This window comes from Sorangium sp. So ce1504 (assembly GCF_051521635.1).
Lineage (GTDB): Bacteria > Myxococcota_A > Polyangia > Polyangiales > Polyangiaceae > Sorangium > Sorangium cellulosum_B.
In genome coordinates this window covers 8,257,022-8,282,992 of sequence record NZ_CP150365.1, presented here as the reverse complement: position 1 = coordinate 8,282,992, position 25,971 = coordinate 8,257,022, and the positions used below count along the sequence as shown (strand labels likewise).

At 70.4% G+C, this 25,971-nt stretch carries 19 protein-coding genes and 1 pseudogene; 8 read left to right on the top strand and 12 right to left on the bottom strand.

Annotation, left to right across the window (positions count from 1 at the left end):
* Window positions 1–21 precede the first annotated feature (21 nt).
* A complete protein-coding gene (locus WMF39_RS31090) occupies window positions 22–513 on the bottom strand; it encodes a DUF6368 family protein (RefSeq protein ID WP_437740105.1) in 492 nt (163 codons plus the stop codon).
* A 116-nt stretch (window positions 514–629) separates the two neighbouring features.
* Between WMF39_RS31090 and WMF39_RS31085 the strand changes: the two are divergent.
* Window positions 630–962: pseudogene (locus WMF39_RS31085) on the top strand (hypothetical protein); the annotation flags it as partial.
* A gap of 311 nt (window positions 963–1,273) precedes the next feature.
* Here the strand turns inward: WMF39_RS31085 and WMF39_RS31080 are convergent.
* The gene (locus WMF39_RS31080; RefSeq protein WP_437748153.1) at window positions 1,274–1,528 is read right to left on the bottom strand and encodes a hypothetical protein; all 255 of its coding nucleotides are present in this window, start codon (window positions 1,526–1,528) and stop codon (window positions 1,274–1,276) included.
* 212 nt (window positions 1,529–1,740) lie between these two features.
* On the opposite strand from WMF39_RS31080, the gene WMF39_RS31075 reads away from it, so the two are divergent.
* Complete coding sequence (locus WMF39_RS31075) at window positions 1,741–2,922, top strand: hypothetical protein (protein WP_437748152.1); 1,182 nt, start codon at window positions 1,741–1,743, stop codon at window positions 2,920–2,922.
* A 353-nt stretch (window positions 2,923–3,275) separates the two neighbouring features.
* Complete coding sequence (locus WMF39_RS31070; RefSeq protein WP_437740104.1) at window positions 3,276–5,009, top strand: CotH kinase family protein; 1,734 nt, start codon at window positions 3,276–3,278, stop codon at window positions 5,007–5,009.
* A 46-nt stretch (window positions 5,010–5,055) separates the two neighbouring features.
* On the opposite strand, the gene WMF39_RS31065 is transcribed toward WMF39_RS31070, so the two are convergent.
* Window positions 5,056–6,480 carry a proteinase inhibitor gene (locus WMF39_RS31065; RefSeq protein ID WP_437740103.1) on the bottom strand — a complete coding sequence of 475 codons (1,425 nt, stop codon included), beginning with the start codon at window positions 6,478–6,480 and terminating at the stop codon, window positions 5,056–5,058.
* 245 nt (window positions 6,481–6,725) lie between these two features.
* Window positions 6,726–7,859 carry a hypothetical protein gene (locus tag WMF39_RS31060; protein ID WP_437740102.1) on the bottom strand — a complete coding sequence of 378 codons (1,134 nt, stop codon included), beginning with the start codon at window positions 7,857–7,859 and terminating at the stop codon, window positions 6,726–6,728.
* 501 nt (window positions 7,860–8,360) lie between these two features.
* On the opposite strand from WMF39_RS31060, the gene WMF39_RS31055 reads away from it, so the two are divergent.
* A complete protein-coding gene (locus tag WMF39_RS31055; RefSeq protein ID WP_437740101.1) occupies window positions 8,361–9,785 on the top strand; it encodes a peptide MFS transporter in 1,425 nt (474 codons plus the stop codon).
* A gap of 55 nt (window positions 9,786–9,840) precedes the next feature.
* Here the strand turns inward: WMF39_RS31055 and speD are convergent, their stop codons facing one another.
* The 4 genes from speD to WMF39_RS31035 form a co-directional block, all read right to left on the bottom strand.
* Window positions 9,841–10,200, bottom strand: a complete 360-nt coding sequence (gene speD / locus WMF39_RS31050; protein ID WP_437293597.1) for an S-adenosylmethionine decarboxylase — start codon at window positions 10,198–10,200, stop codon at window positions 9,841–9,843.
* A gap of 141 nt (window positions 10,201–10,341) precedes the next feature.
* Window positions 10,342–11,112: a hypothetical protein gene (locus tag WMF39_RS31045; protein WP_437740100.1), complete on the bottom strand. Its 771-nt coding sequence runs from the start codon at window positions 11,110–11,112 to the stop codon at window positions 10,342–10,344.
* Window positions 11,113–11,331: 219 nt separating this feature from the next.
* Entirely contained in the window at window positions 11,332–11,802 is a 471-nt protein-coding gene (locus WMF39_RS31040; protein WP_012238299.1) for a PaaI family thioesterase, read from the bottom strand.
* Window positions 11,799–14,738, bottom strand: a complete 2,940-nt coding sequence (locus tag WMF39_RS31035) for a 2-oxoglutarate dehydrogenase E1 component (protein WP_437740099.1) — start codon at window positions 14,736–14,738, stop codon at window positions 11,799–11,801. The genes WMF39_RS31040 and WMF39_RS31035 overlap by 4 nt, the downstream gene beginning before the upstream one ends.
* Before the next feature lie 143 nt (window positions 14,739–14,881).
* Between WMF39_RS31035 and WMF39_RS31030 the strand changes: the two genes are divergently transcribed.
* Window positions 14,882–16,519 carry a glucose-6-phosphate isomerase gene (locus WMF39_RS31030; protein WP_437740098.1) on the top strand — a complete coding sequence of 546 codons (1,638 nt, stop codon included), beginning with the start codon at window positions 14,882–14,884 and terminating at the stop codon, window positions 16,517–16,519.
* A gap of 861 nt (window positions 16,520–17,380) precedes the next feature.
* Here WMF39_RS31030 and WMF39_RS31025 read toward each other — a convergent pair.
* The gene (locus tag WMF39_RS31025) at window positions 17,381–18,079 is read right to left on the bottom strand and encodes a hypothetical protein (protein ID WP_437740097.1); all 699 of its coding nucleotides are present in this window, start codon (window positions 18,077–18,079) and stop codon (window positions 17,381–17,383) included.
* Window positions 18,080–18,125: 46 nt separating this feature from the next.
* Window positions 18,126–18,962, bottom strand: coding sequence for a hypothetical protein (locus WMF39_RS31020; RefSeq protein ID WP_437740096.1), 837 nt, complete (start codon window positions 18,960–18,962; stop codon window positions 18,126–18,128).
* A 685-nt stretch (window positions 18,963–19,647) separates the two neighbouring features.
* Here WMF39_RS31020 and WMF39_RS31015 point away from each other — a divergent pair.
* Window positions 19,648–21,147: a DUF5050 domain-containing protein gene (locus WMF39_RS31015; RefSeq protein WP_437740095.1), complete on the top strand. Its 1,500-nt coding sequence runs from the start codon at window positions 19,648–19,650 to the stop codon at window positions 21,145–21,147.
* 66 nt (window positions 21,148–21,213) lie between these two features.
* On the opposite strand, the gene WMF39_RS31010 is transcribed toward WMF39_RS31015, so the two are convergent.
* Window positions 21,214–22,524: a hypothetical protein gene (locus tag WMF39_RS31010; RefSeq protein WP_437740094.1), complete on the bottom strand. Its 1,311-nt coding sequence runs from the start codon at window positions 22,522–22,524 to the stop codon at window positions 21,214–21,216.
* 687 nt (window positions 22,525–23,211) lie between these two features.
* Window positions 23,212–24,288, bottom strand: a complete 1,077-nt coding sequence (locus tag WMF39_RS31005) for a hypothetical protein (protein WP_437740093.1) — start codon at window positions 24,286–24,288, stop codon at window positions 23,212–23,214.
* A 454-nt stretch (window positions 24,289–24,742) separates the two neighbouring features.
* On the opposite strand from WMF39_RS31005, the gene WMF39_RS31000 reads away from it, so the two are divergent.
* Both WMF39_RS31000 and WMF39_RS30995 read left to right on the top strand, forming a co-directional pair.
* Window positions 24,743–25,423 (top strand): hypothetical protein, encoded by a 681-nt coding sequence (locus tag WMF39_RS31000; protein ID WP_437740092.1) that lies wholly within the window; start codon window positions 24,743–24,745, stop codon window positions 25,421–25,423.
* Window positions 25,424–25,537: 114 nt separating this feature from the next.
* Window positions 25,538–25,960, top strand: coding sequence for a DUF1810 domain-containing protein (locus WMF39_RS30995; RefSeq protein WP_437740091.1), 423 nt, complete (start codon window positions 25,538–25,540; stop codon window positions 25,958–25,960).
* The last annotated feature ends 11 nt before the right edge of the window (window positions 25,961–25,971 follow it).

Below are 25,971 nucleotides of genomic sequence, written 5' to 3'. Positions count from 1 at the left end.
TTGGACCGATCCGAGTTGCATCTACTTCACCATGCGGAAGCTCGCGTGCCGTAGCCAGGAGCGCGCGAGCGCCGCGTCTCCGTAGTGGGAGCGCGCCGTCGCGAACAGCACGCCCGTGACGCCACCTGGATTCTCGATCCTGACGGGCTTGTCATCTTGAAGGCCGTCCAGCTGTGGTCCGATCGCCAGCTGCCCACCGAAGTCGATAACTCCACCTTCCGCCTCGGCCAGGTCGATGCACAACCTGGCGAGCAACCGATGATCTTCGTCGTCGTTGCACATCGCGGCGAATGAAACGACGTCTTCTGGCGACCATCCGAGCACCTCCGGGAGGCCCGCATCGAGGATCTCGGATATGGCCTCGGGATATTCGGGCCCAACGGTCAGAATGAACGGGCGTTGGTCAAGCCAGAAGTCATCCCCACGAACATCATCGGCGATGCGCGAGATCCCAGTTTGAAGCGCGGCGACTCGCTCCACGGTCATCTTCGACGGCAGCAGAACGGACGCCACGGGACCGGCCATTCCCGGAGCGTACGCTCTCGATCCATGGCCGTCCACCGAGGCGTCGCATCCGCCGAGCTTCGAAGCTTCGTCCGTCGTCCTGAGGAGTGCTATCCTGAACGAACATGGGCAGGTGGCGTCGGACGGCCTCCGGTGAACGGCGGACACCTCGTATCGCGGGTGCCGCCGTCATGGCGCTGGCCGCGCTGCTGTTCGCACCCGCGGCCGGCGTGCGCGGCGATCCGCTGCCGCCGCTGCCGGGACCGGCGCCGCAGGGGAGACCGCAGGGCTTCTCCGCGCGCATCGAGAACCAGCGTTGCGAGGCGTGCCACGAGGACATCGCGGCCGAATGGCGCGCCTCGTTGCACCGGCAGGCGTTCACGGATCGCGTCTTCCAGAGGTCCTACGCGATCGAGCCGCTGCCCTTCTGTCGTGGCTGCCATGCGCCCGAGGCCGATCCGGCCCACCACCCCGGCGCGGACGCGCAAGCGGTGGGCGTGGGGTGCGTCACCTGCCACCTCGTGGCCGGCGAGGTCGTCGCCGCGCGCGGCCGGGACGCGCGCGGCGGCGCGCACGCGGTCCGTGGCGACGCGCGGCTCTCGACCGATGAGGGCTGCGCCCGCTGCCATCAGTTCGATTTTCCGCGAGCGCCCGGCGTCGCCATGCAGGACACCGTGGCCGAGCACCGCTCCGGTCGCTTCGCGGAGCGACCCTGCCGCGATTGCCACATGCAGCTCGTTCAGGGCATCGCCGGGAGACCGCACCGCGATCATCGCTTCTCGGTGGTCGGGGATCCGGCCGTGCTGCGCTCCGCGATCGACGCCAGCGCGTCGCGGAGCGGCGCGAACGCCATCGAGGTGAGCGCGCGCGTGGTCGCGGCGGGGCACGCCGTCCCCACGGGCGATATGTTCCGCCGGCTCGAGGTCCGCGCCTCGGCCGTCGATGCGGAGGGCGCGACCGTGGCCATCGCCGCGCCTGTGATCCTCGAGCGGAGGTTCTCCGTGCGCCCGGTCGAAGGAGGCATCGAGCGCGTCCCGGCCGGCGATACGCGCCTTCCCGCCTCGGGGGCGCCGCGCGTCCTGCGGCTCGTGTTCCCGGCCGCCATCGACGGGCTCGCGGTGCGCTGGGAGGTGGTCTATCAGCGCATGGGCGCCGCGATGGGCGCGGCCGCCGCCGCCACGTCCTCCGCGGCCCGCGCGTGGGGAGAGCGCGCCTCCGCCGCCCTCGACCAGCGCGATGGATGCGCCTTCGCACGTCGCCCTGGTGCTCTCCAGCGCGGGCGTCACCCTCGCGGCGGAGCTCGACGAGGGATCACAGGGCGGGATCTGGCTGGGGCTCGGCTTCGGCGCGCCGGAGCTGCCGCCCATCGGCTACTTCCAGCGCGGGGGCGGGGTGATGCCGCTCAACTGCGAGACCGACATGGGCGGCGAGCCGCTCCCGGCCGACGTGCAGAAGGCCTGCCATGAAACGCTGGCCCAGCATGACGCGTTCACCGCCGGCTACGAGGCGCGCTTCGTGCGGTTCTTCCGGCTGGATCGCGGCGGCCTCTCGGGGATCGGCGAGGACGGGAAGGGACGCTTGATCGAAGGTGCGAAGGCGGCGGTGAAGGGCGGCGAGGGGAGGTTCACCATCGAGGCCACGCTGCCGACCTCGGCGCTGCCCCGCGCCTCGTCGGCGCCCATCGACAGCATCCGGCTCTTCGCGCGGGCGGCGGACGCGCCGCGCCCGCCGGCGCCGGCGGACGAAGAGTGGGTCTGGCGGGAGATCCCGGAGCCGGTGAGCTACGAGCCCTTCGCAAACCTCCGCGCCCTGGCGTTCCAGGCGTCGGAGCCGATCGGCGGCGCCCCCATGTCGTACCAGCCGGGAGATCCGCTCGAGCTCGAGGTCATCGGCTATGCGCGGGGCTCGGACGGTACCGCCCTGGAGCCCATGCGCCAGGGACTCTACAGCCCGATATCCACGATAGGGGACGTCGAGATCGGCGAGCTCTTCCTGCGGCGGCCTGCCCTCGCCATCCTGCGCAATGGCGAGATCGTCGACACCATCGAGACCTCCGGTGCGCCGACGGGCATCGAGAGGCGCAACAAGGAGCTTCACATGTTCTTCTACGATCAGTACACGTCGACGGACATCTGGGCCGAGAGCGCGGACTGGCGGGTCATCGGCATCAAGCCGAGCGGCGAGTACACCGAGCTCCTGGAGGGGGCCGTGAACAACGGTCCCTGGGAGAAGGACGTCGAGGAGTTCCATTCGACGCGCTTCGACCGCTTCGGGATCCGCGGTACGCCGTGGCGCCACGACGCCGAGGGTGAAGCGCCGCGCCCCGTGGAGATCACGTGGCGCTACGACGCGACGACGCGGATGTATCGGCCGAGCACGCGCGTGCTGCCAGCCACGAAGGCGAAGAAGGCGCGGTGAGGCGGAGAGCGCGTGACGCGCGCTCGACCGGCTGGAGCAGGGTACCCGGAGCGATCGACGGCGCGCGGTGGGAGCGTGGGTGCGATCCGCGGCCAGACGAATCGACGCCGCGTCGCGGCGTTGGCACACAAGGACGAAGCTCCCGGGCAGTGTGCCAGCCTCTGACCCTCGTGTCATGAGGGGGCTCCGGCGGCGCGTCCACGCACCGCGGCACCGACGGCACGAGCTCCTCGACAAACTCGCCGGACCCGCAAGGGCCGACCTGTCTCCAGGGCACCGACACCGACGCGTTACAATTTCGCCGTGAACGGTACGTTATTTGCAATGGGCGTGAAGCGGAAAGGTTGCGCTTCATGTCCAATCAGCTGCCGTCGTCTTCCTCTGCTCGATCATGGTCGTCCCGCACGCGAGCCATCTCGCTGTTCGCCCTGCTTGCCCTCCCGTCTGCCGTCTTCGCGGCGGGGTGCGCTGACAAGCCGGACAACATCTACAACTACTATTACACGGACGGGGAGGGCGGCGCCGGGGGCGCCGGCGGCGCCGGGAGTGCCGGTGGCGCCGGCGGCGCGCCCGAGCCGTACCCGGGAGCGCCGGTGGCGGACACCGAGGTGGCCGAACTCGCGCTCGACGTCTTCGGCACCGTCGGCAACCGCTACTGGTTCGCCGTCTCGGAAGAGCAGCTCGAGTACATGAACGAAGGGCTCGGCGGCATCGGGGGCCCCATCAAGAGGGACGCATTCGGGGACATCTACTCACCGACCGGGGAGGACACGACCTTCGCGGATCATCTGTGGGTGACGACGGCCGGCGCCGAGGGCAAGACGGCCGACTACGGCAAGGTCCAGGTGGGGGTCGCCGGCCAGTCGACGCAGCGGCCCTGGACGAAGCGAACCATCCCCAACCTCAACATCGACGCCGACGAGTTCGTCGAGAAGCAACGGCTCGGCGGCTTCGAGCACGTGCGCTTCAACAACGGCCAGGTCGGCAGCATCTTCCGCGAGCGCCTCACGCTCGATCTCTATGCTCGCCTCGATTATCCAGCTCCCCTGACCAACTACGCCTGGCTGTCGAGCAACGTCTGGGGCGCGGAGGTGGCCATCCCCTACATCGTGGTCGAGCGCTACAAGAAGGCGTTCTGCGCCCGCCTCGAGGGCAAGCTCGGCGGCGGCTGCGCCAACATCTGGGAGTTCGCCGGAGACTTCGCCGTCGACGTCCCGGGGGGCGGCGGGATCCCGCTCCCCATCGACATGGTGCCGTTCGGCGCGAGCGTCTTCGACGATTCAGAGAACTGCCAGCTCAAGGAGTGTGACAACACCCGCGCGAAGGAGCTCGAGGAGCTGATCGCCGAGACGCCGCCTGGCGAGGGCTTCAAGGCCGCGCTCGAGGGCTGGATCGACTGGCCGGCGTTCCACCGGTTCCAGTGCCTGTCGTGGGTGCTCGCCACCGGCGACGACGCGATCCACAACAGCAACAACGTCGTGCTGGTCGAGCGGGCCGATGGTCTGTTCCAGTACCTGCCGTACTCGGTCGACATCAGCCTGGGGCAGAGCTGGTATCCGGTGGTCCCCCTGGCCGGCACGAACACGCTGGCGCGCGGGTGCCAGAGCGAGCCGGCCTGCTGGGCCGACACGATCGCGGCGTGCGAGGAGGTGATCGAGGAGTTCACCGCGCTGGACCCGAACGCGGTGCTGAAGGGTCTCTACGAGCAGCTGTCGGACGAGGGCATGCTCCGCTCGGGCGACGAGCAGCGATACGAGGAGCTGGACGCCTGGCTCACCCAGCAGCTCGAGGTCCTGCCGGTGGAGCTGGAGAGGAACCGCGAGCAGCCGCAGCTCTGCATGCCTCCCCAGATCGATTGCGGCGGCTACTGCGGCTTTCCCCAGGACTGCGGCCTCTGCGTTCCTCCCCTGGTCGACTGCGGCGGTTACTGCGCCTATCCCAAGGAGTGCGGCGGCGGCGGAGCGGGCGGCGAAGACCCGGGTGCTGGAGGCGCGGGCGGAGCCGGAGGGGGCGGCGGCGACGGGGGCGCCGGAGCAGGCGGCGGCGACGCGGGTGCGGGCGGAGCTGGCGGTAAAGCAGCGGACTGACGCCGGCTGAACCCCGAGGGAGGGGGCTTCGCCGTGGAGCTCCCTCTCAGGGCGAAGCCTCGAACAGGCACCGCGTGATCGGGATGGCGACGTCTTCCCAGACATACAGGTAGTATTTCGTGCCCGGAACGAGCTCCTCGGGGCTCCCCTCGGCCGGATAGCCCTGCTTCGTGCCCGGTGGGACCTCGCCGTAGGTGATCCCGCTCTTGACGGGCTCGGCGCTCGAGGGCACGTCGAGCCGCCAGATCGTCCCCTCGGGCAGGTCGAGGTTGGGCGGAGCGCCCGGGTTCTCGGCGTTCGCCGACAGGACGTAAACGTAGCGGGCGTCGCCGCCGCTCCACGTGATCCTGCCTGCGGCGTCCACGCCTTCTCCTGCCGCGCAGTCGCCTGGCACGTAGAGGCTCTGTTCATGGAGCGGCCCGCCGAACGGGGTCTCGTCCGCGAAATCCTCCTTCGTGAATCCGCGGCGCAGGAGCTCGCCCTCGAAGAACGCGACCATGCGCGCCGGGTCCGTGGAGGGCAGCCCGCTGACGTCACGGGAGAAGCCGTTGTTCTGGTCCGGCGGATACGCGCCGAGCGCCGCCGAGGAGACCCAGCCGGCGGCCAGCGCGAGGCCCGTTGGATAGAAGCTGTCGGTCCAGACCGGGCCGGCCTCGATGTACCAGTTCGACGGCCCCGCGGCCGGCGCGGCCTTCTCCGAGTGACAGCACACGCACCCGCACGCCTCGGTCTGCTCCGTGACCCAGGCGAGCTCGCCGAGCCATTGCGGATCGGAGAGGCGTGGATCGTCGCTCGGCGTCTTGTAATCGGAGGGGGGCGCCGGCCAGTACGGGCGCTGCGTGAGGACCGGCTCGCACGACGCGTAGTCGGTGAACAGGCGGCCGGGCTCGGTGCAGCCCGAGATCGCGCCGAACGTGCAGACCTTCCCGCCGCTCTGCCCTGCCGGCTCGCCGGCCATCGGGTCGACGCAGACCTGCTCGGGCCACTGGAAGACGGCGCCGCCCGTGCCCACGCCGCCGCCGGGCTCCTCGGCCGCGCCCTCGCAGGCGTCGGGCTCGAACCGGCCGCCGCCGAACATCTCGCAGCCGCGCTGGGTCGAGGCGCACTGGCTCGTGTCGCCGCCGGGGAAGATGAGGGTGTACGCGTCGTCGGTCCCGCCGCCGAGCACGCACCGGCCGAGCGTCTCTGGATAGGCGCAGCTCTCGCCCCCGGTGAAGGTGGAGCCCTGGAGCGCCTTGCAGTCGGCCTCCGCGGCCTCGGCGGTCCAGCCCGCTCCCGTGTACTCACGACACTCCTCGGCCTGCCTGAAGGGGCTCGTATAGACGCAACGACCCGGCGACCCGGAGGCCTCCGGGGCCCCGGATACGGCGTCTTCCTCTGTCTGCCGGCAGGCGCCCAGCCCTCCCAAGGCCGAGACGACGAGCGCTGCGCCCAGCATCACGTGCGGTGAACGGAGGAGCTCTTGCTTCACGGTCGAATCTCCTGAACGTCGCTTTTGGACGACGTTGATTGTGATCTGTCACACATATCTTCCCGGCGAGCGTCCGTCGGTTTACTGTTCGTTCATGGTTGTTCAACTGTCGTCCAATCTTTTTTGCGTGAAATATGTATGCAAGAATACGTTTCTGCGCATGCGCCATTCGCTTGGAGGAGGCGGAGGCGTGTCCAGGGGCGTTGGCCCGCGCCCGCGCGGGGATCAGGCGGCGACGAGGCTCCTCACCGGAGCGCGCCGAGGCCGAGCGAGATGCAGGGCTCCCCGTCGCGCAGCGAGATCCCCGCCAGCTGCTTCTCGGGCGGGTACATGTACCCGAACAGCATGCACATCTCGTTGTCCCCGTAGCCGAACGTGAGATCGTGGTCCGACGTGTTCCGGAACCTGCACGCGTACCGGAGGGAGTCGCCTTCGCCGAGCGTGAGCGCCGGCCGGTAGACCTCGATGTCGCTCTCCAGATCGAACGCCCCGCCCTCGTAGATGCGCGCCTCGCCGCCGTCCGCGCGGACGACGTCGACGTCGAAGGCATCGGCGTAACGGTGCGTGTGCGGCATCAGAGAGACGATGTTCCCGCCGAACGTCGAGCACGTCGTGCCGACGGTCTGCGTGGCGCGCGGCGGGACGAGGAAGTCGTTGACGCTCAAGACGAACGGCACGAGCTCTTCCGTCCGCTCCGAGAGAGGCATGGTGAAGAAGTCATAGGCGAGCTCGACGACCGCGGGCTCGGGCGACGTGTTGAGCAGGTGGACGCTCGTCGCGATCTCGCGGGACGGTTCGAGGGTGAAGCCCATCCCCTCCGGGAAGACGAGCGTCTCCTCGCCGACGACCTGCGTGGAGCTCGCGAAGAGGACGTCCGGGATGGCCGTCGGCAGCGTACCGAAGGGATCGTCGGCGCCGGGATGGCAGCCCGGGTAGGGGTTCGGCCCGAACGATGGATTGACCGGCTTGGCGATCACGTTGCTGTGATGCAGCCCGGCCGTCGCGTAGACGCGCGCCGCGTGGACGGTCGTGCTCTCGATCGCGGGGAAAGGCCATGAAACGCAGAAGGTCGCCTCCTCGCCGGGCGCCATGAGCCGCGGCGGCGCGATGATCCTGAAGCCGCTGCGCGGCGGCTCCGGCAGCGCGAGCCGGGTGAGCTCGGCGCCGAAGGCGACGACGTTGTCCCGGTCGACGCGCTCCTCGGGCTCGTAGCGGGCGGCGGGCTGGACGCACCGCCCGCGAAAGCGCTCCTCGCCAGGAGCGCACGCGTCCGGCGGCGACGGCTCGACGCCCGCGCAGGCAGGGAGAAGAAGAATCCACAGGAGACCCGTCGAACGTGCGATGTCCCTCGGGACATAGCGAGTTTGGGGATATTGCATCACGAATCATTTGCGGCCGACAGCCTCTCACCGGAAGCCTCGACTGCGGATCTCGCCTTCAGAGGGAGGGCGCCCTCGCGCGGCCAGGGCGGAGCCCGGGGCGAAGGGGACGCTCCCGGCACAACCGAGGACGGCTCGGGCTGACGCGGTCCATCCGCGGCGGCCGGCGGCGTCGGGCGGCGCCGGGCGGCGTCGGCGCGGCGACTGGTCCGCCAGCACCGGCGCTCGCTCCGCCCGCGGCAGCGGCCGCTCGCCGGCCCGCGACCGCGTCGCCTATCGCAGAGCCGATCGGAGCGTCCCGCCCACCTGTCCTCCGGCCGTGGCCGAAGGGCCGCCTACGTGGACACCCTGTTCACCCGGCTCGACGCTGTGCACAACATGGGGGTGACGTGGTCGTCGCGGATCGTCTAGCATCCCCGTGCCGAGGGGCAGCGCGCCCCACGATCCCCCGCATCGCCCGACCACCACGCAGCGTGGTCCCAGCTCGTGGAGAAGACAGCATTGAGCGAGCAAGCAATCGAGCCGGCCCTCCCCGTCACCGCTTTCGAGAGGCGCTTCAAGCACCCGCCGGGGCTCGTGATCCTCTTCTTCGCGGAGATGTGGGAGCGCTTTTCCTATTACGGCATGCGCGGCCTCCTCAAGCTGTATATGGCGAACTACCTGTTCGTCACCGCGCGAGAGGCCTACCAGGGGTGCCGGCAGCACACGCCGCCATGCGATCTCGTCCCCGGTGATCCGACCACGGTGTTCGCCTGGGAGTTCATCAAGGGCCTCCTCCCGAGCGCGCCCGGCGAGCAGGCGTCCATGCTCTACGGGCTGTACACGGGCCTCGTGTACCTCACGCCGTTCTTCGGCGGCATCCTCGCCGACAAGGTGTGGGGGCAGCGCAAGACGGTGGTGATCGGCGGCGTCTTGATGGCCATCGGACACTTCGTGATGGCGTTCGAGAACTCGTTCTTCATCGCGCTGCTCCTGCTCATCCTCGGCAACGGCGCGTTCAAGCCCAACATCTCGACCCAGGTCGGCAGCCTGTACCCGAAGGGTGATCCGCGCCGCGACGGCGCCTTCACCATCTTCTACATGGGCATCAACCTCGGCGCCTTCATCTGCAACTTCGTGTGCGGCACCCTGGCCGCGGTCTACGGCTGGCACTACGGCTTCGCCGCCGCGGGCGTCGGGATGTGCCTTGGGCTCGTCGTCTACCTGGCGGGGCAGAAGTACCTCGCCAAGGACAACCTGATGAAGACGGCGGAGGGCGTCGGCGAGCAGAAGCAGCCGCTCTCCAGCGACGAGTGGCAGCGCGTCGGCGCGCTCGTGGCGCTCTGCGCTCTCAACGTCGTCTTCTGGGCGGTCTACGAGCAGCAGGGCAACACGATGCAGAGCTGGGCCGACGAGAAGACGGTGTGGCCCACCGTCCTCGGCTTCCAGATCCCGTCGACGTGGTTCCAGTCGGTGAACCCGCTCTGCATCATCCTGTTCGCCCCCCTGCTCGACGTCTTCTGGCGCTGGCAGGCGAAGCGCGGCACCGAGCCGACCAGCGTCTCGAAGATGGCCCTGGGCTGCACCATCCTCGGGCTGTCGTTCATCGTGATGATCCTCGGCGCGCAGGCCGTCGGCGACGGCAAGGGCAGCCTGTTCTGGCCGGTCTTCTGCACGCTGCTGCTCACGATCGGCGAGCTCTACCTGTCGCCCATCGGCCTGTCGCTCGTGACCAAGGTCTCGCCGGTGCGGATCGTGTCGATGATGATGGGCATGTGGTTCGTCTCGAGCTTCCTCGGCAACACGCTGAGCGGCTACCTCGGCATCTTCTACGAGCGCTGGTCGAAGGACATGTTCTTCCTGATGCTCACCCTCCTCGGCCTCGGCGCCGGCGCCGCGATGTTCGCGTTCAACAAGCCGCTCCGCCGCGTGCTCGGCCAGCACTGATCCGCACCGCGCCCGGCGCGGCCGCGCGCCCTCTCCGCGAGGGCGCGGCGCGGCGTCAGGGCGCCCGCGCGCCGGCGGGGTCGACGATCCGCTCGTCGAGGGTCGCGAGCCGCCCCTCGGGCAGCGCGCTCCCGATGGCGGCGACGGCGCGGCGGACGCTCTCCAGCGTGCTGCACGAGGCGACGTCGACGAAGAGCCGCCCCGACTCGGGCCAGGAGTGCAGGGCGACGTGCGATTCGCCGACGACGGCGCACGCGGTGATGCCCTGCGGAGAGAACGGAACGACCACCATCTCGAGCAGAGTGAACGAGCCCGCGGCGACGGCCGCCTCCAGCGCCCCGCGGAGCGCGGCCGGGCTGTTCAGGAAGTCGGAGGGACAGCCCTCGAACAGGGCAAGAGCGACGAAGAGCTGCATCGGTGAGCGGGCGCGCGCGACGGCCCGCGCCGGCCGCCCAGGGTAGCCGAGCCCGGGCACCGCGGAACCTGAATCGGTTTCACGAAGGGGGCAGGCCCTCCTCGGGCTGGGCCGCTCGGCACGCCCTTCCCCCCCGCCGCGCTAGGGCCGCCGCGCGACCTGGACGACCTCCCGCACGCGCTGCCCACCCAGGTCGAAGCGCCCCTCGAGCCCCGCGAACACGAAGCTGTTCACGCGCCTGCCCGGGACCTCCCAGCCGCGGATCGACCCCTCGGTGTTCTCCCAGAGGAACAGGTTGAGCCCGCCGCCGATCGTGGGCCCCAGCGCGACGCTCTCGGACATGCGGACGTCGATCACCACCTGGAGTCGCCCGAGCTCGATCCCGTGGGTCACCGTGTCGCCCCTCACCCCCGCCGGCGCCGCGATCCACACCCCCGCCGGCGTCGCGGTCCACACCCCCGGCCGCGCCGCGGTCCACAGCGCCCGGTAGCCGGTGCCCAGCGAGATCACCGGATCGACGCGCTCGAACGGCGCCAGGTGAAAGCTCGCCTCCGCGCCCAGCGTCACGCCGCGCACGTCGGCCCCGCCCTGCTCCCCGCCCTGCGCCATGTACTGCTCGTACCTCGACGTCAGCCCGAGGCCGACCTTCGGCACCGCGCGGTAGACGAGCTTCACGCCCACGCCCGCCCCCGGCCCCGCCACGTCGCGCAGGCGCCGCTCGCTCCCGATGTCGCCGAACCCCTGCGCGTATCCGAGGTTGAGGCCGAGCTCGAGCGCGTTGGCAGGCGCCCCCAGCGGAGAGCGCAGGTAGCTCGGCGGGACGTCGCCCCCGAAGTCCTGCGCAGCGGCGACGCTCCCGCAGAGCACGGCGACCGCTCCCGCGGCGATCGCGACCCCGGTGTTTGCCTTCATTGCGGATCCTCCTCGCTGCGCGGCGCCGCGAGGACGGCGGATCCGATCCGCGCGCCACGCCGGGAACGCCGCGCGCCGAGGCGCGAGCATCGCGTGTGCCACGGAGGCGGCGAGCAACACCTTCCCGGTCGCGGACGGGCCGCCCGCGCCGCGCGTCAGCCGGCGTGTGCGTGTGTCGACGAGCGGCGGCAGCCGCCCGCGCCGCGCGTCAGCCCGCGCCTACCAGCGGTGGAAGGCCGGGTGCCCTTCCTTCACCGCCACGAACGTCCCGCGGCACGTCGCCGTGACCCGCCCGCCCGCCTCCAGGGTCGCCTCGACCACGACGCGGTCGCCCTCCGCCTCGGCGACCTGCGCCCGCAGGTGCACCGGGCCGCCGAGCGGCGTCGGCTTCTTCAGCTTCACGTGGAAGTCCGCCGTCACCGTGCACGGCGGCGCGTCGGCCCCCCGCGCCTTCATCAGGTGGTAAGCCGCGGTCCAGTTGGAGTGGCAGTCGAGCAGCGCCCCGATGATGCCGCCGTTGAGCATCCCGGGGAACGCCTCGTGGTGCGGCTCCGGCGTGAAGTCGCAGACCACCGCGTCGCCCTCGACGCGGCTCTTCAGCCGGAGCCCCCTGTCGTTCGCCGGCCCGCAGCCGAAGCAGCGGCCCTGCGGCGAGTACCTGTCCTGCAGGCTCGCCGCGTCGCCGCTCACCGGGTGCCCCCGACGAACGCCTCGTCCATCAGCATCTTCTGCTCGAGGAGGTGGCTCGCGCGCGAGCCGGTCGCCGGGCTCGCGCTCGGCGCGCGGCTCACGCACGAGAGCGGCAGCCGGTCGCCGATGCGCTGCCGGAGCACCGCGAGGATGTAGTACCAGGCGCCGTAGTTGCGCGGCTCCTCCTGCACCCACACGAGCGGCGTGCCGTCCTTGTAGGGCGCGAGCGCGTTCACGATCTCCTCGTTCAGCGGGAACAGCTGCTCCAGCCGCAGGATCGCCACGTCCTTGAGCCCGCGCGTCTCCCGCGCCAGCGCGAGGTCGTAGTAGACCTTGCCCGAGCAGAGCAGCACCCGCTTCACGTCCGCCGGATCGACCCCGCTCGTGTCGGGCAGCACGCGGTGGAACTTGCCCTCGGAGAGATCCTTGATCGTCGACACGGGCCGGTGCGGGCCCTTCGACGTCGCCGGGACGCGCAGCAGGCTCTTCGGCGTCGCGATGATGAGCGGCTTGCGCCACGGCCTGTGCACCTGCCGCCGCAGCACGTGGAACAGCTGCGCCGGCGTCGTCAGGTTGCACACCTGGATGTTGTCCTCGGCGCTGTTCTGCAGGCAGCGCTCGATGCGCGCGCTCGAGTGCTCCGGCCCCTGGCCCTCGTAGCCGTGCGGCAGGAAGAGCACGATGCCGCTCAGCCGGTGCCACTTGTCCTCGCTCGACGTGAGGAACTGATCGACGATGACCTGCGCGCCGTTCAGGAAGTCGCCGAACTGCGCCTCCCAGATGACGAGCCCGTCCGGGTAGTCGAGGCTGTAGCCGAAGTCGAAGCCGAGCACGCCCGCCTCGCTGAGCGGGCTGTTGAACGCCTCGAAGCGCGCCGGCCCCTCGGCCACGCGCGACAGGGGCGCGTAGCGCGCGCTCGTCTCGACGTCGCGAAGCACCGCGTGCCGGTGGCTGAAGGTGCCGCGCTGCACGTCCTGACCGGAGAGCCGCACCGGCGTCTTCTCGGCGAGCAGCGACGCGTAGGCGAGCATCTCGCCCGTGCCCCAGTCGAACGGCTCGCCGGCGACGAGCTTGTCGTGCCGCTGCTGGAGCGTCGGCAGCACCTTCGGGTGCGCCTTGAAGCCCTCGGGCAGCTCGAGGAGCTTCTCCGACAGCGCGATGAGCTTCTCGGCCGGCACGCTCGTCGGCACCTCCGGCGTCGCGTGGTCGGCGCCGCCGCGGTAGTGCGACCACACGCCGCCCATCGAGTACAGCACCGGCGCGAAGCCCTTCTGCTTCACCTCGTCGAGCGCGGCGGCGAGCGCCTCGCGGCGCCGCACGACGATCTCGTCGGCCTTCTCCTCGGTGACCTGCCCGAGCTCCATGAGGCGCCGGACGTACACCTGCCGGACCGTGGGCTTCTTGTCGATCGCGGCGTACATCCGCGGCTGCGTGTAGCGCGGCTCGTCGCCCTCGTTGTGGCCGTACCGCCGGTAGCAGTACATGTCGATGATCACGTCGGAGCCGAAGCGCGTGCGGTAGTCGATCGCGAGCTGCGCGACGTGCGCGACCGCCTCCGGGTCCTCGCCGTTCACGTGGAACACCGGGACCTTGAGCATTCGCGTGATGTCGGACGCGTAGCGGGTCGAGCGCCCTTCCATCGGATCGGTCGTGAACCCGACCTGGTTGTTCACGATGACGTGGACCGTGCCGGCCGTCGTGTAGCCCTTCAGGTTCATCATGTTGAGCGTCTCGGCGACGACGCCCTGCCCGATGAACGCCGCGTCGCCGTGGATGAGCAGCGGCATCACGCGGCGGCGCGCGTCGGCGGCGCCGTCGGCGAGCCGGCGGTCCTGCTTCGCGCGGACGCGCCCCTGCACGACGGGGTTCACGAACTCGAGGTGGCTCGGGTTGAACGTGAGCGTGAGGTGGACGTTGCGCCCGTTCTCGAGCGTGCGATCGGTCGAGTAGCCGAGGTGGTACTTGACGTCGCCGCTGCCGAGGTGGCGCTCCGCGTTCTTGTCCTCGAAGGCCGCGAAGATCTCGCGCAGGCTCTTGTCCATGATGTTCGCGAGGACGTTCAGCCGGCCGCGGTGCGCCATGCCGACCACGATCTCGTCGACCTCGTGCGCCCCCGCGCGCTCGATGATGAGGTCGAGCAGCGGGATGAGGCTCTCGGCGCCCTCGAGCGAGAAGCGCTTCGTCCCCGCCTCGTAGGACTTGTGGATGAACTGCTCGAAGATCTCGGCGTCGGAGAGCTTCGTGAGGATCCGGAGCTGCTTCTGGCGGTCGAGCGTGAGCCGGTTGCGCGTCGACTCCATCTGCTGCTGGAGCCACTGGCGCGCCTCGGGCTCCTCGATGAACGTGAACTCCACGCCGATCGAGCGGCAGTACGTCTCCTCGAGCCGGCGGATGATCTCGCGCAGCGTGAGGACGGGCGGCACGCCGGCGAGGTCGGTCGTCGGGAAGGGCAGCTCGAGGTCCTCGACCCGGAGCCCGAAGTTCGTGAGGTCGAGCTCGGGCGGCGTGGCGGGCGGCAGGCCGAGCGGGTCGACGTGCGCGAAGAGGTGGCCGCGCACGCGGTAGGCGTTCACGAGGGCGTAGACGCGCGCCTTGATCGCGGCCTCTGCGAGCACCTTGAGGTCGCGCGAGGACTCGGGCGAGCTCGGGTGCTCGCTCAGCGTCCGCGCGAACGCGGCCTCCAGCGTCTTCGCGGCCTCGCCGTTCGTGTTCGTCTTGCCATTCCCGTTCCCGTAGCCGTGCCCGTTCCCGGGCCGCAGCACCTGGTGCGGGATGGTCGGCGTCGCCGCCGGAGCGGGCAGCCTGCTCGGCGTCGCTCCGCCGTTCTTTCCCTCGAAGAACGAGCGCCAGCCGGGGTCTACCGACTCCGGGTTCTCGAGGTACTGGGCATAGAGCTCCTCGACGAGCCCTGCATTGATTCCGAAATCAAGCTGCATCGTGGTCGGCGTGCAAATAACGCGTGTCGGGCCGGCACGCTAGAGTCGTTTTCCGATGACTTCGCCTCGTGGGGCGGAACATCGTCCGGGCAAGGGGTTCGACCGCCTGGAGAAACGGTAGGGAGAAGCGGTAGAAGGGGGCCATGGATCAAGATCGCAGAACCCCGGGTCGAGGACCGGCGCCCGCCGTCCTCCCCTTCGATCGCTTCCGGGACCACCTCTTCCACGAGCCCAGCCTCGGCCTCTGGCTGGACGTGAGCCGGATCCGCTTCGGGAGCGACTTTTTTACCACGATGGAACCGCGAATTCAGGCGGCGCTCGCGGAGATGGCGGCGCTCGAGGGCGGGAGCATCGCGAATCCCGACGAGGGTCGCCGGGTCGGTCACTACTGGCTGCGCGCGCCGGAGCTCGCGCCCGAGGCGGCGCTGCGCGCGGCGATCGAGGAGACGAACGCGCGGATCCTGAGCTTCGCCGCGGACGTGCACGCGGCGCGGGTCCGGCCGGAGCGGGCGGCCCGCTTCAGCAGGGTGCTCGTCGTCGGGATCGGCGGCTCGGCGCTCGGGCCTCAGTTCGTCGCCTCGGCGCTGGGGACGCCGGCCGATCGGATGCAGATCCATTTCTTCGACAACACGGATCCTGACGGGATCGATCGCACGCTGGACGCCATCGGGGACGATCTCGGCGCGACGCTCGCGGTGATCATCTCGAAGTCGGGCGGGACGAAGGAGACGCGCAACGGGATGCTCGAGCTCGAGGCGGCGTACCGTCGGCTCGGCCTCTCGCTCGGCGCGCACGCGGTCGCGGTGACGGGGGAGGGCAGCGAGCTCGACCGGTATGCGACGAAGCACGGCTTCCTGGCCCGCTTCCCGATGTGGGACTGGGTCGGCGGGCGCACGAGCGAGCTGTCGGCGGTCGGCCTGCTGCCCGCGGCGCTCCAGGGGCTGTCGATCGTCGAGATGCTGCAGGGTGCGCGCGAGACGGACGAGGTCACGCGTTCGAAGGAGGTTCCCCGGAACCCCGCGGCGCTGCTCGCGCTCGCCTGGTACTCGGCGACGGGCGGCGCGGGCCGGAAGGACATGGTGCTCTTGCCGTACAAGGACAGGCTCGAGCTCTTCTCGCGCTACCTCCAGCAGCTCGTGATGGAGTCGCTCGGCAAGCGGCTCGATCGGCAGGGCAAGGAGGTCTTCCAGGGCATCGCCGTGTACGGCAACAAGGGCTCGACGGATCAGCACGCGTACGTGCAGCAGCTCCGTGACGGGCTCGACAACTTCTTCGTCACGTTCATCGAGGTGCTGCGGGATCGCGCGCCGTCGCGCGGCGTGCTCGAGGTCGACCCCGGCGTCACGACCGGCGACTACCTCGACGGCTTCCTCCAGGGGACGCGCAAGGCGCTGACCGAGAGCGGGCGCGAGTCGATCACGCTCACGATCGACACGGTCGACGCGCGCGCCGTCGGCATGCTGATCGCGCTCTACGAGCGCGCGGTGGGCCTGTACGCGTCGCTCGTGGGCATCAACGCGTACCACCAGCCCGGCGTCGAGGCCGGCAAGAAGGCCGCGCAGGAGGTGCTCGATCTGCAGGCCAAGGTGCTCGCGGCGCTCGGCGCGAGCGCGGGCCGCGCGCTGTCGCTCGCCGAGGTCGCGAAGGCGGCGGGCGCGGACGACGTGGAGACGGTCTTCTGGATCCTGCGCCACCTGGCGGCGAACCCGGAGCGCGGCGTCGCGCGGGAGGTTCCGCAGGGCGGCTCGCCGTTCGACGCGACGTACCGTCTGGCGCGCTGAGGGGGCTCCCGCGCGGCGCGGAGCGACGCCGGCTTGGCCCGGCGGCGCGCGCCGCGCGGGCGTGACATGGGCGAGGGCCTCGTGGATGAGGCGGCCGGATGTCGGACATGGGCAGGTGCGTGGCCGAGCAGGCCTGCGGGGAGGTCGGACATGGGCGCGTGCCTCGCGGAGCAGGCCCGCGGGGATGTCGGACATGGGCGTGTGCCTCGCGGAGCAGGCCCGCGGGGATGTCGGACATGGGCGTGTGCCTCGCGGAGCAGGCCCGCGGGGATGTCGGACATGGGCGTGTGCCTCGCGGAGCAGGCGGCGGGCATGTCGCGACATGGTAGCGCAGCCGGCCGGTCAGCTCGACCTGATCTCGTCGAGGCGGAAGCTGCGAGCACCGGTGCAGCCGTCGCTGTTCGGGGATCGGCCAACCGACACCGAGTGATCTCCTGGGCCCGGCTGCCTGCAACGTCCGATGGTTTCACGGAACTGGACTCCTGAAGAGGCTCATGACCAAGAAGTCGCTGTCTGATGCGTGGAATATGATGCCGGCCAAGGCACAGGAAAGCCGGCCGCTGGGGATCAGTGAAAAATACACGCAGGGACTGCTGGTCATCACGCAATTGCCATGCATGCAAAAGTTCCTCAGCTGCCGGTCCCTGGGGTGCGATAGCGACGTCCTCAACAGGGTTGCCGGCGAGAGGCGACTTCTGGGGGACGTTTACGTTCACGAACGAGCCGTTGACGACCACGACCACGACCACGACCACGGCCGCGTTGGGGACCAATGGTGGGGGGAGGGGGGCAATCTGTCGCGACGAGCGCGGCTGGGGAACAGCAGAGCGCCCGTTTCGCTAGCTCACGCGAGCTCGATCCTCAGAAGGTCACGCGCAGGGTCGCGCCCGTCGGGCCGACGGTGAGCTCGGGGGCCTGGACCGACACGTTGCGCGGGATGTCGTCGCGCACCCAGACCCGCTGGTTGCCGACGAGGCCCGCGACGAGCAGCACGAAGCCGGTCACCTGCGTGGCCCCGTCGAAGAGGAGGAGGGTGGCGGCGAGCCGGCCGTCGTCGCTGTCGACGTCGACGTCCTCGCCCGTGCCGAGCGTGATGAACGGGCCGCCCACGGGCACGAGCATCGGCGAGTAGCTGACGGCGTCGCTGCCTCCCTCGCTGAGGATGCTCCCCGCCGTCAGCGCCGAGAGCGCCCACGCGCTGGCGAGGACGATCGACCCCGCGATCACCAGCCGGCGGTTCATCTGCGTCTCGACGCGATAGCCCGCCGGCCGGATCCCGCCTTCCGTGAAGGTCAGCGTTCGCGGCATGCCGAGGATGACGGACGGCGCATACGGCACGTAGCCGGGAGGCACGTGGTCAGGCGGCGGCGCGTATCCAGGCGGCAGCGCGTAGCCGGGCGGCGCATAGCCGGGCGGCGCGCCGGCAGGGGACGGCGCGTAGCCAGACGGCGCCGCGCTCTGCGCGGACGGGGGGGCGTCGCTCTCCGCCGTGGCCGGCGCTGCGAGCGCGAGCGGGCCAAACAGCGCGGCCATCGAGAGGGCGGTGCGGATCGCGGTCACGTGCGTCTCCCTTCGGGGTGAGGGCTGTCGGCGCAGGGGCACCAGCTCAGAATCTCCATCGGAGGCTAGCGGAGGACCCGCCGATCGAGACCTCAGGCCAGCGGGGCGCAGCGTGCCCAGGGTCGCGTGAGCTCACCGTGAACTGGCGCTCGAGGTAGACGTCCTCGTTCGCGAGACCGGCGGCGTACAGGATGAGCCCGCCCACCTGGGTCACGGCATCCATCGTGAGCCAGAAGATGCCCGCGCCCTCCGCTTCCAGGGTCCCTATCGCGATCATCGGGCCGGCGAACGGGATGAGCAGCGGCCCGAACTCGTCGAAATCGTCGTCGTCGAACGACGCGATGCCTGCGACCGTGAACGTGAGCGCGTACGGGATGCCGAACGTGAGCAGCCCCGCCGTGGCGAGCTTGCGGTCCGCCCTGGTCCGGAGCGCGTAGCCGCGCGGGATCGGGTCCCCCTCTTCGTACTCGATGGTCCGTGGGTTGGCCCACGGCGGGAGCGGCGGCACCGGCAGGTAGTAACCCTGCGGGATGGGCACCAGCGCGCCGCCCGCCGGAGCGATCGGGGCGGGCGCCGGAGCGATCGGGGCGGCCGCCGGAGCGACAGGGGCGGCCGCCGGAGCGACAGGGGCGGGCGCCGGAGCGACAGGGGCGGGCGCTGGAGCGATCGGGGCACCCGCTGCCGCGGGCGCCGTGCCTGGCGCGGCGGGCCTCGCCGCGTCGCCGCGCGCCGGTTTCGGCGGCGCGGCCTGCGCCTGCGCGGCCGCCGGCGCGGCGAGCCCGAGCAGCGCCGCGAGCACCGCGGCGGCCTGCACGCCGCGAACGCGCGGCGCTGCGTCGCGGCGCAGCGGTACGATACTCCCTTTCGTTTGCCCGATCGGCATGCTGGCTCCCGTCGCGCTCGCGCGACGACTCCAAGGACTGCGGGTGGCTTCGGTGCAGCGAGGCCAGGATACGCAGACTGTTCACGAACTCAATCCGCCCGCACAGTGCGGGCGGGCGCCGCGCTGGGAGCCCCGACGCTGGCGAGCCGGTCGCCCGCTCCGGCCGCACGATGGGCCACCCCTCGGCCATGCGCTGCACGCCCGAGGAGGAGCTCGTCGTCGCGAAGCCCGCGAGGCCCCGCCCCTCGGCGCATGCTGGGCTGCCGCTCCCCGGGCGCCGACGGTGCCCTCGCGCCCCTCGCTCACCAGCGCGATACCCGCCATCGTCGAGCGTGGTCTGCGCGCCCGCGCGGCGCCGCCGCCCCGCCGCCACGAGTCATGAGTCGCCGGCGACGCGCGGTCGAGCCGTGCACCTGGGACAACCCTGACAGGTAAGGACTGTAGCGAGTGGACCCCTGGGACAACCACGATGCGTAAGGGTCATGGCAAGTGGACGCCTGGGATAACCCTGACAGGTAAAGACTGTATGTCTCTCACCTGCTCTGGCTCAGCTCGCCACCGCCCCATCGGGCGCTACGCTGTTGTCTGATCAAGGGTGATGTCGCAGCCGCCCCCATGGCGAGCTCGGCAGAACCATGGCCTTCCATGACATGGCGGCGACGACCGCCCGCGGAGGAGCGAAACGATGACAAGGACCTCATTCGTGGTGTTGGCGTGCGCGGCTGCCGCGCTGAGCAGCGCGTCGTGCGGAGGGACGGACAAGGGCAATCGGGCCACGGGCGGCGGCGATACGGGCAGCGGCGCTACCGGCGGCGATACGGGCAGCGGCACCCCCGGCAGCGGCGATGCGAGCGGCGGCGATACCGGCGGCGGCGCCACGTCAGGGACCGGCGCGCAGCCGGGGGCCGGCGAGCAGTTCTCCGTCGACGCGCAGGGCGGGACCTTCACGGCGGACGACGGCTTCACCATCGAGGTGCCGCCGGGCGCGGTGAACGAGAACACGGTGATCACCATCCAGCGCACCGACGAGGCGCCCGAGGGCGCGGTGGGGCCCATGTACGTCCTCGGCCCGGAGGGCCTGACGTTCGAGAGGCCGATCACGCTCACGCTGCCGATCACCGTCGAGCTCAGGGCGGAGCTGGGCGAAAGCGCGGTCCTCGGCGCCTATGGCTTCACCGCGCAGGAGGGCTCGGACGATTTCGCGCCGCTCGCGCGGCACGACGTCTCGAGGGACAGCGTCGTCACGGAGACCGACCGCCTCTCGAGGATCTATCCAGGCATGATCCTGGCGACCCCGATGGCGAGCCTGCACCGCTACCCGAGCGCGCTGGCCGCCGACGAGTCCTTCCTCTACTTCGCGAGCGGCGGCACCGAGGACGTCGCGACCGGGGACAACAACGACGGATTCATCTACCGGGTGAGGCTGGGCACCGCCGAGGCAGAGGCGATGATCCCCGCCGATCCCGATCCCAAGGCGCTGTGGGTCAACGACTCCCACGTGTACTGGGCGAGCGGCGGCGATGATGACCCGGTGATCCCCTCGGCGCTCCGGCGCGTCGACAAGGCGACCCTGGAGGTGGAGACGCTGGCCCAGATCGGCTATGTCGTGAGCGTCATCGGCGACGCGTCGGCCATCTACTTCGGCGACGGCGATGGAGAGAACCTCTTCACGATGCCGCTCGACGGCGGCGAGCCGGCCGTCCTCGCGTCCGGCGCCGGGAGGCCCGCGTACCTCGCGCAGGACGCGGAGAACCTCTACTGGACCGGCGGCGCGGCGACCAACAAGGTCTACAAGGTGGCGAAGGCGGGCGGGGAGGTGACCGTCATCGCCGACAACGAGGCCGAGCCGGCGGGGATCGCGGTGGACGCGGCGTTCGTCTACTGGGCCAACGCCGGCGACGGCGGCGTGTTCAAGGCGCCCATCGCCGGAGGACAGAAGACCTTGATCCACAGGGGGGACTCGATGGCGGGGCTGGCCCTCCGGGGCTCGACGCTGTTCTCCACGGACACGCGCGGGAACCGCAGCGTCAACGCGCACGATCTCGAGAGCAACAGGACCGTGCTGCTGGCGTTCGAACAGCCCGTCCCCTGGCGTGTCATCGCCCCGGAAGGGCAGGGCGTGTTCTGGTCCAACGCCGGCGACTACCGCTACCAGGGGCAAGTCGCGTCCTACCACGCTCCTTGATCCTCCGTGGCCCGGCGGTGACCGCGAAGGCGCGCCCGCGTGGCTCGCCCTCGTGGTCGCCGTGGGTCAGGGGCCGAACGCCGCGACGAAGACGTCCTCGTCCCCTGTCAGCGGGCCAGAGCCGAGGTCGAGGGTGCCCGTGAACGTCGCTGTGGCCAGCACGCGATCGAGCGGATCGACGACGATGCTGAAGGGTCGCTCCGTGTCGAACCCCTCGACCCACAGCACGTGCCCGCCGGCGTCGAACTTCACCAGGAAGGTGCGCGCGCTGTAGCTCGACGGGTTGTGCCCTGACGGGAAGGGGATCCCATCGAAATCGAGCGTCGCCGAGACGTCGGCGACGAGCACCCCGGAGGCGACCACGTTCGCCTGGCTGTCGACGTCGATCGAGGTGATGACGACAAGGCTCTCCGGCGCGCTGAAGCCCCTGCTCCAGACGGTGTTCCCGGCCGCGTCGAGCTTCGCGAGGAACGCGACCTGGTAGCCCTCGTTGATGATCGGCCCCGTGCCGAGGTCGATGGTGGTGCCCGTCTGCCCGGCCACGACCACGTTGCCCGCCGGGTCCGCCTCGACGTCCTGGATGAAGCCGGACGTGTCTCCGAACGTCCTGCTCCAGAGGTGGTTGCCCGCGGGATCCAGCTTCGCGACGAAGAGTCGAGGGTCCTGGAGCGGCCCGCCGCCCAGATCCGCGCCGGGGCCCACGGATCCTCCGAAGAGCACGTTGCCCATCGGGTCCGTCGTGAGGGCGACCGACCCGTCGCTGGACTCGCTCCCGACGCCCTTGCTCCAGAGGGTGTTGCCCGCCGGATCCAGCTTGAACAGGAAGATGTCCTGCGCGCCCGCGCTGCTCACCGGCCCCGCGCCGAAGTCGACCGTCCCCTCGAACGAGCCGAGGACGACCACGTTGTCCTCGCCGTCGACCGACAGGCCATAGACGTCTTGATAGGCCGGATCGCCGAAATGGCGGACCCACGCGGGGTCCCCTGCCGGGTCCGTCCTCATGACGTAGATGTCGCTCAGCCCGGCGCTGGGGATCGGCCCGGCGCCGACATCCAGCGAGTCGACATAGCCTCCCGCGTTCACCAGGCTCCCGTCGGAGAGCGCGGCGATCTTCGCGCCGAACTCGTCCCCAGGGCCGCCGTAGCGCCTCGCCCAGGCGAGCCCGCCGTCCGGATCGAGCTTCGCGATCAGCACGTCGCGCTGCCCCGCGCTCGTGAGCGGGCCTCCGCCGAGATCGGCCGTACCGCTGAGCTGGCCAGTGAGGAGGACATTGCTGGCCCCGTCGGCGTTGATGCTCGCGAACGACGCTTCGCCGGGAAAGCTCACGCTCCAGAGCGGCGCGCCCGGCTCCACGCAGGCGCCGTGTCCGTCGCACACCTCGCCCTCGCCGCAGCGATTTCGCCCCCGCGACGGCGGCGGTCCATACGGCGCGGGCGCATGGACGCATGCCCACCTGACGCGTGCGTCCAGGGTGCATGGGTTGTGATCATTGCAGCTCGCTGCGCCGTGGCCGTGGTCGTGACCGTGACCGTGACCGCGCCGTGGGTGCCTGTCATTCGCCCGGAGCGCGCTCGCGGACGCCGCTGCCCCGTCCGGTTCGGGGCTCCCCTGTTTGCTTTCAGGGGGCGCGGCGCAACCGACCATGGCGGATGTCATCACCACGGCGGCATGCATCCTGCTGTTCATGAGAATCGTCGAGACGTGAGGCATGAGCTCCTCCAGCGCGCCTCGAAATGCGCGCTCTCTGCTCGACCATGGCGACCTGCGAGCCATGGGGCGCGCGGGCCATGGTCTCCCGTGTAGGGATCGATGTTGCCATCATCTCGATCATTTCAACTCCATGGTTGCCTGGCATTGCGAGTCCGCCGTCGACCTGAACGCGCGCCGGTCCAGGGAGAGGCGCCACGGGCGCTGAGCGGTTGCAGACGTAGGTGGCTAAGAATCCGCCCGACGCGGTCCGCGCGCGGCGAAGCGCCACGGCCGCGCTCGCCGAGCGCGGCGGCGCTCACGTCGTGACGCCGCCGCCGCGCCTGCGCCTCGCTGCGACGATCGCGGCCCCGGCGCTCACCAGCCGGGATCGAGCGCCGGCTCGACGGGCACGAACGGACCGACCTCACCAAGGTTCCAGCCGCCGTGGCGGAAGCAGGCGCCCGAGCCGTCGGTGCGCACGCCGCAAAGGAGGTCGTACCCGCCTTCGATGAACGTGAAGCGCCCGGCGTCGATCGGCATCTCGGCGCCGTCGTAGCGCCTGCACGTGAGAGCCCCCTCGGCGTCGATCGCGCACACCGCTCCGGCCGTGGCGGTGATGGAACGGTACGGCCCGCCCGAAAACTCGGGATACTCGGGCCCGGCGCAGTGCGTGCTGGGGGTGTTGCCGCAAGAGATGGTCGGCTCGAAGCACTGGATGCCGCCCGCCTTCGTGAGCCCGCAGACGATGCGGTTGCTGAACGCCACCTGGGTGAACTCACCGGCGATCGTCTCCATGCCATGGAACTGCCACAGGCTGCCATCCGGGCGCACGCCGGCGACGAGCCCCTCCCAGGCGCAGAGCGCTTGCGTGAATGGGCCCTCGAACTCCACCACCTTGTCCGGGTGCTCCGGGAGGTTCTCTTGCAGGCGATCCAGCAGCACCGCGAACGACCCGTCCACGAACAGCGGGCACACGCCCTGTTCGCCCCACATGTTCGTCGCTCGAAAGGAGGCGACAGCTGGCAGCCCGTCTGGCAGGAGCGTCTCGGCGGCGAGCAGCCGACCGTCCTCGGTGAGCCCGATCAGCCCCTGTCGCGTGAGCTGGACACGCCGGTAGCGCTCGGCGGGCAGCGCGCCGCCCGGATCGTCGCCCCAGCAACGATAGCTGCCGTCGGTCTTCGTCACACAATAGCTGCCGACGTCATCGTCGACCGCGACGTTTCGCGCGCACACGAAATCGGAGACGCGCCAGCCGCCGTCGCTCGTGCACGTCTCGCGCAGGCCGCTCGCGTTGCAGCGCGCCTCCCCCGCCGCGCAGGCCGCGGCGCTCCCTCCCTCGCCGCCTTCTATTTCTGCGTCGCTCTCCTGCGTCGTCCACGTCCCGCTGCAGCCCATGGCGAGCATCGTGGCGCCCACTGCCACGAGCCGCGCCGCCCTCCGTTCAAGCGCCATGACACAAAGGATACCCAGGTGCTCCGTGCTCCGCATGCACGATCGATCGTCGAGCGCTGGCCCCGATTCAAGGGGTGAGCATCTCCGCGTCTACGCAAGCGGCAGCCCGCGGGCCACGCTTCGTCGCTTTGCGCTCGAAATTTGCGCGCCAGGTGGACCCCACGAAGGCCGCGTCGCGAGCTCTGGCGGGCGGCTTCAGCTCGCGGGCTTCAAGCAGCTCGCGGGCCGAGGTGGAGGCGCGAGCCTCCATCGCCCTGCCAATGGAGGAGGCTGTCGCCTCCATCGCCGGGTCGAGCGGCGGTCTGCCCCACGACCTGCGTCGCGATCCTGCGCTGCGAGATCATTGAGGGCACAGGAGCGCTCAGGGGATCGTCGCAGGCACGCTCCCTGCTCTCTGGTCTGGTGCGGGTGCGGGCACGGCCTGAGTGGCCGTCATACCAAGGAGAGTCACACCATGAAGATGGCTGCGTATCATCTCGGTCTCGGTCTCATCACCTTCTCGATGGTCACGGGCTGCGTGGCGGCGGACGCCGGCAGCTTCGACGAGGAAGACACGGCGGAGAGCGCCGAGGAGCTCGGAGGAAACCCTGACCCCTGCGCGATGGGGACCGACCCGAACTTCACCAGCCCGCAGCTCACCGCGATCGGAGCAAGCGAGACCTACGTCCGCGCCTACCAGTGGATCGACGGCATCTGTCCGGACATCGGGCAGGATCGAGCGACGACGATCGTGGATTTCCCCGTGCCCGGCTATTACCAGCACCAGATCCCGGAGACATACCGCTTTGACGTACAGCCTACCTTCTGGGGGGCCTCCTCCACCTCGTGGAGCGACGCGTCGCAGGCGATGAGCGACTGCGCGAACACCAAGATGGCCACGCGCGTGCAGCGCTGGGACGCGGCCACGAGCCAGTTCGTGCAGCTCACGTACAAGGAGCAAGCGGGCGCGTGGCTCTGGGACAACCCGCTGACCGGCCGCGGGCACTGCTCGACGCCGACGTTCGTCTACTACCACGAGAACTACGGGACCGCGCAGCAGGTCGCCACGAGCAAGTACCGTGTCCGCACCTGGGCGACGCAGCCCGACGGCTCCCACGCGACCGTCTGGATCACGGGGACGCACACGGGCCTGTAACCCGCGCGCGACGATCAGCTGTTCGCGCGAAGCGCCTTGAATTCCCCCGGATCCTTGTGGCAGCTGGAAGCCCGGCGACGGGTAGAATGCTACTCTGGCGGTCGAGGAGCGCCCATGCCCGATCCGTACAACCTGCAACGATTCGTGGACGCGCAGGCTCCGGTCTATGCCCGCGTCCTGGCCGAATTGCGCCGAGGAGAGAAGACCAGCCACTGGATGTGGTTCATTTTTCCGCAGCTGAAGGGCCTGGGCCACAGCGCCATGGCTCAGAGGTTCGGCATCGCTTCGAAGGGAGAGGCCGAGGCGTATCTGCAGCACCCGACGCTCGGTCCGAGACTGCTGGAGTGCACTCGCCTCGTGAACCAGATCGAGGGGCGCTCGCTCTACGACATCTTCGATAGCCCCGATGACATGAAGTTTTGCTCGTCGATGACCCTGTTCTCCCGCGCGGCCCCCGGCGAGGCGGCGTTCCTCGCGGCGCTCGACAAGTACTGTGGCGGCGAGCCCGATCCGCGAACGCTCGCGCTGCTCGAGTAGCGCCGGCCGTC